This window comes from Caulobacter segnis (assembly GCF_023935105.1).
Classification (GTDB): domain Bacteria; phylum Pseudomonadota; class Alphaproteobacteria; order Caulobacterales; family Caulobacteraceae; genus Caulobacter; species Caulobacter segnis_B.
This window is the reverse complement of sequence record NZ_CP096040.1, coordinates 5,316,489-5,328,484: the sequence shown is the minus strand read 5'-3', so window position 1 is coordinate 5,328,484 and position 11,996 is coordinate 5,316,489. Positions and strand designations below refer to the sequence as shown.

Here is an 11,996-nt window from a genome sequence, read left to right as displayed (position 1 = left end):
GGCCATTTCCTCAAGCCATTTGAAGCGAATACCCGCTCTTGCCCCTATGGAAAACATGTTCGAATCCAGGTGGATATAGAATCCGAATTGCAATAGCCGCATTAGTCCTATTAATCCGATTGACGAAAAGCGACTCCCCTGCACATTTAGTCAGACAAATGAAGCTGCGAGAAAACATCTCGCGCTCAATCTGGGAGGGGTCCTATGAAACGCTTAGCCTTCATGCTGTCGGTCGCGCCCATGGCGCTTTTCGCCATGCCTGTCGCCGCGCAGACGACGACCGCTGCGGTGGACACCCCCACCGTCACGGCGGAGACCTCGGCCGTGACCGAAGTGGTCGTGACCGGCTTACGGCAGAGCCTGCGCTCGGCTCAGATGATCAAGCGCAATTCCGACGCCATCCTCGATGCGGTCGTCGCCGAGGACATCGGCAAGCTGCCCGACAACACCGCGGCCGAGACCCTGGCGAGGATCGCCGGCATCCAGGTCGAGCGCTTCAGCGACGAGGCCAACCGCGTGCTGATCCGCGGCCTGCCGGACGTCGCCACCACCTATAACGGTCGTGAGATCTTCACCGCCGAACTGCGCCGCGTGCAGTTGCAGGACTTCCCGGCCCAGGCCCTGGCGGGCATCGAGGTCTACAAGTCCGGGACGGCCGACATCGTCGAGCCTGGCCTGGCGGGCCTGATCAATGTCCGCACCCGCCGCCCGCTGGACTTCAAGGGCGGTTTCATCGGTGGGGGCGTGCGCCTCACCTACAACGACCAGACCAAGAAGCGTGATCCGAACGGCAACATCCTGGTCTCGGATCGCTGGGACACGGCGATCGGCGAGATCGGCGTGCTGGCCAACGCCACCTACGCCCAGTCGCAGTACCGCAACGGCGTCCGCTACAACAACCAGTGGATCCGCCAGGTCAGCCCGGCGTCCAGCGTTTCGCCGGCTAGCGCCGGCAACAGCTTCTACTATCCGAACTCCGTCGGCCTCTATAACGACGGCGGCAAGCGCTTCCGCCCGTCCGGCAACGTCGCCGTCCAGTGGCGGCCGAACGACAAGCTCGAGGTCTATTTCGACGGTATCTTCCAAGGGTATCGGGGCCGGCAGGCGACGGACAATCTGGACGTCAACCTGCGGGACTGGGATTCGGCGGTCCAGCAGGACCCGACGCTGACGAACGTGACGCTGGTTCCGGGCGCGACCGATCAGGCGGCGGGCTTCACCAAGACCGGCGGCGTCGCGCCCCAGGCCTATCGCTCGACCGGCGCGGACCACACCAACACCTATCAGGGCGCGCTCGGCGCGGTCTGGCGCGGCGAGCGCCTGACCCTGTCCACCGACCTCGCCTACGAGGACAGCGAGTACGAAGCGCGCAACTGGAGCCTGGACAGCGCCTTCACCAGCGCGCCGACCGTCGTCGTCAAGTTCAATGAAAAGGATGGCGCGGCCTTCGACCTCACGGGCTTCGACGCCGCCAATCCGGCCAACTACTATTGGCGCGGCTATTACGAGCGCCACTACATCGCCAAGGGCGACGGCGTCCAATGGCGCGGCGATGCGGTGTACGACACCGGCTCGTCGTTCATTCCCCAGATCAAGTTCGGCCTGCGCTACACGGACCGTGACGCCTCGCTGATCCAGGGCTCGCGCTATGCCTGGGTGCTGCCGCTGAAGATCGCGCTGTCCAGCCTGCCCGTCGGCCAGTTGCAGATGGTCGAGGATCCGTTCCGCGGCAATTCGCAGGGCTTCACCCAGTACCTGATGCCGACCCGCGAAGGCATCGCGGCCAACTTCACGGCCCTGCAGCAGCGCTCCGTCGCGGCCCTGCAGCAACTGGTGGCGCTCAACCCCGCCGACCAGGGCTACAAGGACACCTTGAAGGCTTTCAGCAGCCCGGACGTGCCTCTGGACCAGGGCGGCGCCTTCAGCGCTACCGAGCAGAGCTACGCGGAATACGCCCAGGCCAAATACGCGTTCGACGTGGGCGCGATCGCCTTCGACGGCGTGGTCGGCGTCCGGGTCGTCCAGACGCTGGGCGAATACTCCGGCGTCTCGCGCGTGGCGGCCAACGGCGTCACGACGCTGATCCCGCGCACGATCAAACAGAACTACACCGACGTGCTGCCCAACATCAGCCTGCGCATCCGCCCGGCCGACAAGGTGCAGCTGCGCCTCGGCTATACCCAGACCCGCACCCGCGTCGATTTCGGCGCGTTGAACCCGGCCCTGAACGTCAGCCAGGTGGTCCGCGACCCCAACCAGCCCGTCGACCCCAATGCGCCCGCGCAGCCGAACGCCTACGGCTCGGGCGGCAACCCCGACCTCGTCCCGCTGACGTCCAACAACTATGACGCCAGCGCCGAATACTATTTCTCGAGCACCGGCAGCATCACGATCGCGGGCTTCTATCGCGACCTCTTCGGGTTCACGAGCAACTACACCCGCCGCGTCCAAGACCCGGTCTACGGCCTGATCGAGATCAGCCGTCCGGAGAATTCCGGCGCGGGCAAGATCAAGGGCTTCGAGATCAACGCCCAGACCTTCCTGGATTTCCTGCCCGACGCCTTCAAGGGCTTCGGCGTCCAGGGCAACGTCACCTATATCGACGGCAAGAACCAGTTCCCCAAGACGCTCGGCGGGGACGCGCCCTACGTCCGCATCACCGGCCTGTCCAAATGGACCTACAACGCCGCCCTCTTCTACGAGCGCAACGGCGTGACGGCGCGGATCTCCTACAATCACCGCTCACCCTGGGTGACCGACTACCGTCAGGCGACCGACGGCTCGCAATATACCGGCGTCGGAGTCCGGGCGATCTCGCGCCTGGACGCCTCCTTGAGCTACGACCTCTCCAAGTCGCTGACCGTCAGCTTCGATGTCGCCAACCTGCTGGCCAAGCCGTTCGAAAACTACAACAACTACCAGCCCAACCGGACCTATCCGGTCGATGTCCGGTACGAAGGCCGCTACTACGGTGTGGGCATGCGGTTCCGCTTCGGCGAATAGGCGCCCCTCGACGGCCGGCGGCGATGCGCCGCTGGCCGTTCTCCCCCAGGCGTCGCGGCCCATTGGCGGTCTCTCATCAGAACCGGCGCGCGCGCGTCAGCGACGCCGTCTGAAGCGTCATCCGGAGGACGGGTCATGGTGAGGGGCTTGCCTTGACCTCGGCCAAGAGGTCCCGGATCGCGGCCAGGACAGGCTCGGGCTGGTTGGCCTGGATGTAGTGGCTGGAGTTCGGCACGGTGATGTTCCGGCCACGACTGGACCGGGCCGCCAGCGCCGCATGCCCGCGCTTCAGCACCGCCTCGACCGACTGATTGAAGGCGTCGGACGCGCCGGGCGTGGGCGGGAACGCGGTCCGTGTCAGGACGACCAGCGGCAAGGCGCCCCAGTCCTTGTGCGGGCCCCTGTCCTCGTCGATGTGACCATATTCCGAGGCGATCGTCTCCCAGCGCTCGGGGCGCTGGTAGACGGGCAGCATCCGCGCGGCCTCGTCGCGCGTGTAGTACGGCAGATTCGCCGCGAAACAGCCCTGCGGGGCCTCCAGCGTCATGTCGTGGCTGCGCGCCTTGGCGGCGCAGTTCGACCACTTCGCATAGACCTTGGTCCGCAAGCCGTCGAAGAGCGCCTGATCGGCGGCGGACAGGTTCAGGTCGTCCTGGCCATAGAAGCCCGGATCGACCAGCACCATGCCCGCGACGTCGGCTGGGAACCGCTCGTAGTAGTAAGGCGCGTAGCGCCCGCCGATCGAATGGCCGATGAGCACCACCGGCTTGCGCTCTCCTGCCTTGCGCAGCAGGGCGTGCAGGTCGTCGGTGACGTTTCGCGGCGTGCGGGGCTGGTCCGAGGCTGGGCTTTGGCCATAGCCCGCGCGGTCGTAGAAGCAGGTCCGGTTGGTCTTGCTGAGCTCGGCCTGGATGCGCTGCCAGTCGAGGATCGTCCCGCCCAGGGCTTGCTCGAAGACCAGGGTCGGCGCGCCCTTGCCGATGCAGACCATGTTCAGCCGCCGGCCGCCGCCGATATCGATCAGGTGTCGATCCAACATCGCCGGACTGCCGGCCGTCATCTTCGGAGGCGTTTCCCGGGCCAGCGACGGGAGTGGTGACAGGCATGCCAGCGCCAGAAGACAGAGACCAAGATCGCGCACGCCATGCCCTCGGGATCAACCTCTGGTGAAGCTTTGCGGAGGATGCGGCAATTCGATGGCGTCGCCTGGGATGGCGCACGGGTCGCGCGGGCGCGGACGGTCACGAAAAAGGCCGCCGGTCGCCCGGCGGCCCTTGGGGGGATTGGTCGGTCGACCTCAGGTCTTCGGGGGAACGGCGAAGAGAAGCGGGATCGTGACGTCGCCGCCCGCGACGGGCCGTCCGTCCAGCGTCTTGGGTTTCATCTGGAAGATCTCGGCCAATTGCAGGGCGGCCGCGCCGAAGCCCTGATCGCCGGGGCTTTCGCGCAGGAGCTTGCATTTCGTCAGCCGTCCCTCGACGGTGACGCGGCAGTTGATGGTGGCGCGCCCTCCCATGTTCGACTTCGCCGCGGCCGCCGGATAGAAGCGGGCCATGTCATCACCGGTCGGCTTGACCGCCCAGTCGGGCTTGGTGATCGCGTGGGTCGGACGCGCTTCGGCGGTCCAGACCGCGCCAGCGCCGGCGAGGCCGACAAGCGTGGCCAGGGCGAGGCCGGCGGCCTTCCGTGCAGGGCTTCGGGCGGGGATGTTCAGCATGACCAGTCTCTCCTTCAGGGGTGAGCGCCGCCCGCCGGCCAATGGCAGCCGAACGGAACGGCACGGGGAACGAGAAGCGCGCCGAGCAGGGTCTCGGCGTACAGGCGCCGGGCCTCCGGGCGGCGCGCCAAGACCGCCTCGTCGCAGGCCATTTCCTGGTCGAGCCGCAGGCTGCGCGCGCCCAGATGGACGAGCGGGTTGAACCAGGCCAGGCATTGGATGGCCACGACCAGAGCGTTGATCAGAGCATCGCCGCGTCGAAGGTGGACGCGCTCGTGCGCCAGGACCAGATCGCGGGCCTCACCCTGGAAGCGGGCGTCGAAGTCGGCGGGAACCACGATGCGCGGCCAAGGCGTGGCCAGGACCAAGGGACTGGCGTTGACATGCCGACCTTGCAGCAGTCCGGAGAGGCGAGGGTGCGGCGCCAGCGGTCCAAGGGACCGAGTGAAGCGCGCCTGGCGAACGGCGAAGACGCCGGCCATGACGACCGCGCCCGCAACCCACAAAAGCAGCGCTAGGGACGCCGCCATCGGCGTGACCAGAGCGGACGGAACGACCTCGCGCGCTGCCTTGCCGACCGTCAGGACAATCGGCGCCAGAGGCGTGGTCGCCATCGGCGCGGGGGCCAGCGCCGCCAGCGCGCATAACAGCGGCGTCAACCACAGGAGATAGGCGGAGCCGGCGCCCATGCGTCGGCGAATGGGTCCGCGCAGGACCATCACGGCCGCGACGCCGCCCGCCAGGGCGAGATTGGCGGCGATGACCGCTGAGAGCACGGCGGCGCTCATTTGCCGATTCTTTCGACCAGGGCCTTCAGCTCGGCGATGTCTTCGTCGCTGAGCTTGTCGCTCTCGGAAAAATGCATGACCAGCGGCGCGAGACGTCCGTCGAACAGGCGGTCCAGCAGGCCCTGGCTCTCGGCGCCGACATAGGCCTCGCGGCTCAGCGCCGCCGAATAGTGGTAGCGCCGGCCTTCGGCTCGAACGGCGACGGCCTTCTTCTTGACGAGGCGGCTGATCAGCACCTTGACGGTGCCCTCAGTCCAGCCTTGGAGCTCACACACCTCGGCCATGATCGCTTCAGAGGTCAGCTCACCCCGCCGCCACAGGGCTTCCATGACCACGCTTTCCGCAGCGCTGATCTTCATAAGCTTCTCCTGATGACAAGTGTCAACGAATCGACGTTGACACTTGTCATCCTGATCGTCAATCGCTGTTATCCGGGAGGGGGCCACGAAAAAGGGCCGCCAGTCTCCTGGCGGCCCTCTCTGTCTCGATGATCGGCGCGTGGCCTACCAGATCTTCACGCGGTCTTCCGGCGCGACGTACAGCTTGTCGCCCGGCTTGACGTCGAAGGCCGCGTACCAGCCCGGCTGGTTCCGGACCGTGCCGTTGACGCGGTAGTAGGCCGGCGAGTGCGGGTCGCTGGCGATCTGCTGCTTCAGCGCGTCGTCGCGCGACTTCTGGCGCCAGACCTGGGCCCAACCCAGATAGACGCGCTGGTCGCCGGTGAAGCCGTCCAGCACCGGCGAGGGCTGGCCCTTCAGCGAGACGTGGTAGGCGTCCAGGGCGAAGCCCAGGCCCGACATGTCGCCGATGTTCTCGCCCATGGTCAGGTCGCCGTTGACGTGCATGCCCGGGAAGGGCTCGAACGCCGAATACTGCTTGCCCAGCTTGACCTTCTGGACCTCGAACTTGGCGGCGTCCTCGGCCGTCCACCAGTCGCGCAGCACGCCGTCGCCGTCGGACTTGCGGCCCTGGTCGTCGAAGCCGTGGCCGATCTCGTGGCCGATCACGCCGCCGATGCCGCCGTAGTTGACGGCCGGGTCGGCGTCCGGATGGAAGAACGGCGCCTGCAGGATCGCGGCCGGGAACACGATCTCGTTGTTGACCGAGTTGTAGTAGGCGTTGACCGTCTGCGGGGTCATGCCCCACTCGCTCTTGTCGACCGGCTGGTTCAGGCGCTCGACGTCGTGGCGATAGTCCCAGGCGCCCTCGCGGATGGCGTTGCCGTAGGCGTCGCCTTCCTTGATCTCCAGCTTGGAATAGTCACGCCACTTGTCGGGATAGCCGATCTTGACGGTGAACTTGGCCAGCTTGTCCTGGGCCTTGGCCTTGGTCTCCGGACCCATCCAGTCCGAACCGTCGATACGGGTCTTCAGGACGGTGCGGATGTCGCCGACCAGGGCGACCATCTTGGCCTTGGAGTCCGGCGGGAAGTAGGCCGCGACATATTGCTTGCCGACCGCCTCGCCCAGCAGGCCGTTGACCTGGGCCACGCCGCGCTTCCAGCGGGGCTTCTGCTCGGGCTGGCCGGCCAGGGTCTTGTTGCGGAACTCGAAGCTGGCGTCGGCGAAGCGCTTGGACAGCATCGGCGCGCCGCCGTCGATCACCTTGAACGCCTGCCAGGCCTTCAGGGTCTCGATCGGGGTGTCGGCGTAGATCTTGGCGTACTTGGGGAAGCTGGTGTTGGTCGTGACGATGAAGCGATCGACCTTCGGCAGCTCGGTCCCGACCAGATAGCGGTTCCAGTCGTAGCCCGGCGTCTGGGCCTGCAGCTCGGCCAAAGTGGCGGGGTTGTAGGTCTTGTCGCGGTTGCGGCGCTCGACCCGGGTCCAACTGGCCTCGGCCAGCTTGGTCTCGAACTCGACGATGGCCTTGGCGTTCTCGGCCGGCTTTTCCCAGCCGCCCAGGGTCAGCATCTTCTCGACATAGGCCAGGTAGGCCGTCTTCTTGTCGGCGAACTTGGCGTCCAGATAGTAGTCGCGGTCGGGCAGGCTGAGGCCGCCGGTCGAGGCGTAGACGGCGTAGCGCTGCGGGCTCTTGGCGTCGACGGAAATGCCGACGCCGATCAGGGTGGCGTAGGGCGTGGTCGAGCTCTTGCCCATCAGGGCGGTGAAGTCTTCCTTGGTCTTGACCTTTTTGACGCCGTCCAGCCAGGGCTGGATCGGCTTGGCGTCGAGCTTCTCGATCGCGGCCTCGTCCATGAAGGCGCGGTAGGCGGCGCCGATCTTGGCCTTCTCGCCGGTGGCGGCCTTGTCGGCGGCGGCGCCCTCGATGATCGCCTTGGTGCGGGCTTCCGACAGTTCGGCCAGCTTGTCGAAATTGCCGTAGCGGACGCGGTCCGACGGGATCTCCGTCTTGGCGTCCCAGGTCCCGTTGGCGAACTTGTAGAAGTCGTCGCCCGGCTTCACCGACGTGTCCATGCCGGAAAGGTCGAAGCCCCAGGTCCCGTAGCGCGGCGACTCCAGCGAGGTGACGTCGCCGGCGAGCCCCTCAGCCAGCGTCGGCATCAGCGACTGCACGGTGCAGGCCTCGTCGATGCAGGGGTGTTGTTCGTGGGCCTGGGCCCCGAAGGCGCAGATCGACAGGGCGGCGACCGCGGCGGCGCCGAACCAAACTCTTTTCATGGAAGAAGCGTCCGTTGGTAATGAGCTGGCGGCAATCTGCACGGACGCGGAATATTTGCTCCCTTAAAAAAAGTTCATGATCGGCGTTTCGGGGCGGATCAGTGCTTGTGCTCGCCCATGGACGAAGCCGGCGCGCCGGGCGGCGGCGCCAGTTGGACGGTCAGATCGACCTGAGCCTTGCGGCCGTTGTCGAACACCAGCGTTACCGGAACTTTTTGCCCCACGCCCTGTGGCGCCTTCAGGGACAGCAGCATCAGGTGATAGCCGCCGGGCGCGAAGGCGACCTGGCCGCCGGCGGGCACGACGACGCCGGCGTCCTGGCGGCGCATGGTCATGACGCCATTGGCCATGGCCGACTGGTGGATCTCGACCTTGCCGGCCGCCGGGCTCTCGACGCGTTGCAGCGTCACCGGCGTCTTGCCGGCGTTGACCAGGGTGAAGAAGCCGACCCCGTTCATTCCCGCCTGGGCCGGGCGGCTCCAGGGCTGGCGGATGGTGAGGGCGCCCAGCTTGTAGTCGCCGGCCCAGGCAGAGGCGGCGGCCGAGGCGGCGAGGATGGCGGTCAGGCCGATGGCGACCATGCGCGACATGAGGCGCTCCTTTCTCAGTGCTGGTGGGCGGCCGGCGCCGCGCCGTTGGGGATCAAGGTGACGGTCGGGGCCGGGCGGTTCAGCTTGGCGTCCGGCGCGTCGGGGCTGGGGATTTCCGTCCACTGGCTCTCGCCCGTCTCGCAGGTCTGGACGACCGGGAAGACGAGCTTGTCGCCGCCGGTCGCGTTCTGGGCGGGCAGCTTCATCAGGATCGCGAAGTCGTCGAAGGCCTCGTCGGGCAGGCGGCCCTCGAAGGTGATGGCGGTGGGGGCGGCCTTCGGGTCGGGTCCGCGCTCCAGCCTATAGGTCCAGCCCGGCTTGACCTGCGGCCGGGCCGAGGCGACGCCGTCGGGGATCTCGATGCGGACCTTCAGGGTGGTGTCGCCCGTCGCGCAGGCGTGGCCGACGCGGAAGGCGATTGCCGAGTACGAGCCGGCCTTGGCGGTGTCGGGGACGGCGACCACGTGCGCGGAGGCGCCCGTCGTCAGGATCGGGGTGGCGACCAGCGCCAGGAGGGCGATCAGGGGCGTTCTCATGATGTCGTTCTCCCTCAGAAGCTTACGGTGACGCCGCCGAACACCGACCGGCCGTCGCCCGGCCAGAGCGTCGCGGTGGCGGCGGTCCAGGCGACCGCGGCCTGGGTGTTGGACACATAGGCCTTGTCGGTCAGGTTCCGCGCGTCGAGGAACAGCGAGACGGAGGGCGTGACCTTCCAGCCCGCGTTCAGGTTCAGGATCGCATAGGCCGGGGCCTTCTGGGTGTTCTTGTAGTCGATCCACTGGTCGGTCGCCGACCACTCGACCGACGGGGCCAGGAACCAGCCGCGCGGGTCGTCGTAGCGGACCTCCGAGCGGTAGAAGTTCTTGGGCACGATCGGCAGGCGGTTGTCGCCGTACTTGACGTCGTCCTTGAAGCGGAAGTCCGACCAGGTCCAGGTCTGGCGAATGCGCCAGTGCTTGGCCGGGGCCCAGTCCAGCGCCGCCTCGATCCCCTGGTGCAGGGTCTTGTCGGCGTTGAAGGTCGCGGCCGGGATGCCGGCGTTGTTGTCGATGGCGTACTGCAACATCTCGTGCGTGAGGTCGGCGCGGTACAGGGTGACGTCGTAGGTGAACGGGCCGCGATGGCCGCGCGCGCCGACCTCGGCGGTCCAGGCCTTCTGCGCCTTGACCGGGGTGAAGCCGACATTGGTCGGGGTCATCGAACTGAAGTTCGGCGGCTCGACCGACCGGGTGAGGTTGGCGAACACCTGGTTGCCGCCTTCGTCCTGCCACAGCAGGCCCACGCGCGGCGAGATCCAGTCGTAGGTCTTCGAGGCGGTCAGGTTGAAGGTGCTCGTGATCCCCGGAACCGCGACACTGACATAGTCGCGCTGCGCCTGGCCCCAGGTGGCGCCGCCAACCACGGCGAGGTGGTCGGTGACGAAGACGCGGCCTTCGCCGAAGACGTCCACGGCCTTGGCGTTCTGGTACGAGATCGACTGCAGCGCGCCGCGTCCGCCCCGGACGTTGGTATAGAAGTGCGAGTCCAGGTCGCCCTGGCGGACCCAGGCGCCGAAGAAGGCGTCGGCCCGCTTGTCGCCGATCTGGCCATCCCAGTCGAAGCGGCCGAAGGCGCCGTAGTTGCGGCTTTCCTGGTCGATGACCTGGAAGATCGGGTGGTCCAGGTCCTTCCACACCGCGTAGACCGCGCCCTCGAACACCAACTGGTCGGACAGGCGCCAGGTCGTACGCAGCGAGCCGCGCAGGCCGCGCTGGTTGCGGCTCTGGTCGCCCGACAGGTTGCCGGCCGCCGACTGATGCGGGTCGGCCTGGAACTGGGCCAGGGTCAGGGCGCCCGGGATTTCCTGGTTGATGTTCGAGCCGTTGACGATGAACCGGACCTCGCGGTCCTGACCGAACGACCGGCCGATGTTCAGGCTGCCGAACTGGATGTTCTGCTGGCTCTGCGAGCGCCAGCCCTGGCCGGTCTGGTTGGTGGCGGCGGCGAAGACGTCCCAGTCGCCCGACTGGCGGGCGATGGCCACATGCTCGCGGGCCAGGCCGAACGAGCCGCCGTCGATACGGATCTCGTTGTCGAAGCCGGCGTCCTTGCCCGTGGGGGTGACCATGTTGATCGCCCCGCCCAGCAGGGCGCCGCCGAAGCGCAGGGCGTTGCCGCCGCGATAGACCTCGGCGTAGCGGGTGTTCAGCGGGTCGGCGACCTGGCTGTCGCCATAGCCGTCGGCCTCGTTCAGCGGCACGCCGTCCTGGGCCAGCAGCAGGCCCCGGTTGTGGTTGGCGTTGCCGATCCCCGAGCCGCGGATCGAGATGCGGATGTCGCCGCCCCACTTGCGCTGGGCGTAGACGCCGGGGGCGTCGCGCAGCATGTCGTCCAGGGCCAGGGTCTGGCGGTTGATATAGCTCTCGCGCGAGATCACCGAGACCGCGCCGGGGGTCTCGGACAGCCGCTTGCGGGCGGCCGCGACGATCGGCGGATCCTCGGGATTGAGGCGGGCCGTGACGATGACCGACGAGACCTCCGTCGGGTCGGCCGCGGGCGCGGCGTCCGGTGCGGCGTGGGCGGCGGGGGCGAAGCAGGCCCAGGAAAGACAGGCGAAGGCGGCGGCGCCCATGAGGGCGTGGCGATAGGTCGACATGAGACGAGACGTCCTGAAAGCGTGACGAGGCGCGCGGCGTCACGGACGCGGCGCGGCGGGAAGGGTCAGGCGTTCAGGTCTTGGGGCGGGCCCTGGCTGGGCGGACGCGGGGGGCGCGGGCATGGCCGCGTACGCCCAGGACGCGCTGGACGGGGGTCTCGACGAATTCGGCGTACTGGACGGGGGCGATGGCCGGGGCCGATACGCCCAGGGTGACCGCCAGGGTCGGGCCCACGCAATCCGAGCACTTCAGGCCCATGAAGCCCTTGGCGGGCGCGGTGCGGACCGAGCCGTCCTCGGCGATGATCACGACCTTCGAGCCGTCGGCCGTACAGATCACCATCGCCGACCCGCTTTCGCGCAGGTCGTGGGCCATGGCCGCGGCGGGCGTCAGCACCTGGACGAACACGGCCAGCATCGCCGCGAGCGCGGCGAGCAAGGCTCGGAACTGTCCGGGGCGGGCGGTCATGGTGCGCGCTGAGTAGGGCGCGGCGACGGCCGGGTCAATCTGGCGCGGGTGGGACAGATGGGCGCGCGAACGCTTAAGGGGCGCGTCGACCGGCGCGGCCGTCGGGGCGAAGGGATAAATCGGAGGTGGAGTCTATCGGCGGACGCGGGAGACGATCATGCTGGCTTCGGGCT

General features: G+C 67.7%; 10 protein-coding genes. 1 reads left to right on the top strand and 9 read right to left on the bottom strand.

Translation table 11 applies throughout. The features are described 5' to 3' along the window. Positions 1 to 204: 204 nt before the first annotated feature. Positions 205 to 3,003 carry a TonB-dependent receptor gene (locus MZV50_RS24705; RefSeq protein WP_252631983.1) on the top strand — a complete coding sequence of 933 codons (2,799 nt, stop codon included), beginning with the start codon at positions 205 to 207 and terminating at the stop codon, positions 3,001 to 3,003. A 133-nt stretch (positions 3,004 to 3,136) separates the two neighbouring features. On the opposite strand, the gene MZV50_RS24700 is transcribed toward MZV50_RS24705, so the two are convergent. The 9 genes from MZV50_RS24700 to MZV50_RS24660 all read right to left on the bottom strand — a co-directional run bounded on the left by MZV50_RS24700 (position 3,137) and on the right by MZV50_RS24660 (position 11,823). Beyond that, positions 3,137 to 4,063, bottom strand: a complete 927-nt coding sequence (locus tag MZV50_RS24700) for an alpha/beta fold hydrolase (protein WP_252631982.1) — start codon at positions 4,061 to 4,063, stop codon at positions 3,137 to 3,139. Positions 4,064 to 4,300: 237 nt separating this feature from the next. Next, entirely contained in the window at positions 4,301 to 4,720 is a 420-nt protein-coding gene (locus tag MZV50_RS24695) for an energy transducer TonB (RefSeq protein WP_252631981.1), read from the bottom strand. Positions 4,721 to 4,734: 14 nt separating this feature from the next. Continuing rightward, complete coding sequence (locus tag MZV50_RS24690) at positions 4,735 to 5,508, bottom strand: M56 family metallopeptidase (RefSeq protein ID WP_252631980.1); 774 nt, start codon at positions 5,506 to 5,508, stop codon at positions 4,735 to 4,737. Continuing rightward, on the bottom strand, positions 5,505 to 5,867 hold the full coding sequence (locus MZV50_RS24685; protein WP_252631979.1) for a BlaI/MecI/CopY family transcriptional regulator: 363 nt from the start codon (positions 5,865 to 5,867) through the stop codon (positions 5,505 to 5,507). The genes MZV50_RS24690 and MZV50_RS24685 overlap by 4 nt, the downstream gene beginning before the upstream one ends. A gap of 144 nt (positions 5,868 to 6,011) precedes the next feature. Further along, positions 6,012 to 8,129, bottom strand: a complete 2,118-nt coding sequence (locus tag MZV50_RS24680) for a M13 family metallopeptidase (protein WP_252631978.1) — start codon at positions 8,127 to 8,129, stop codon at positions 6,012 to 6,014. A gap of 98 nt (positions 8,130 to 8,227) precedes the next feature. Further along, complete coding sequence (locus MZV50_RS24675) at positions 8,228 to 8,719, bottom strand: copper chaperone PCu(A)C (RefSeq protein ID WP_252631977.1); 492 nt, start codon at positions 8,717 to 8,719, stop codon at positions 8,228 to 8,230. 14 nt (positions 8,720 to 8,733) lie between these two features. Beyond that, the gene (locus MZV50_RS24670) at positions 8,734 to 9,255 is read right to left on the bottom strand and encodes a YcnI family copper-binding membrane protein (protein ID WP_252631976.1); all 522 of its coding nucleotides are present in this window, start codon (positions 9,253 to 9,255) and stop codon (positions 8,734 to 8,736) included. 14 nt (positions 9,256 to 9,269) lie between these two features. Continuing rightward, positions 9,270 to 11,330, bottom strand: coding sequence for a TonB-dependent receptor family protein (locus MZV50_RS24665; protein ID WP_436792234.1), 2,061 nt, complete (start codon positions 11,328 to 11,330; stop codon positions 9,270 to 9,272). A 97-nt stretch (positions 11,331 to 11,427) separates the two neighbouring features. Then, a complete protein-coding gene (locus MZV50_RS24660) occupies positions 11,428 to 11,823 on the bottom strand; it encodes a DUF2946 family protein (protein ID WP_252631975.1) in 396 nt (131 codons plus the stop codon). Positions 11,824 to 11,996: the final 173 nt, after the last annotated feature.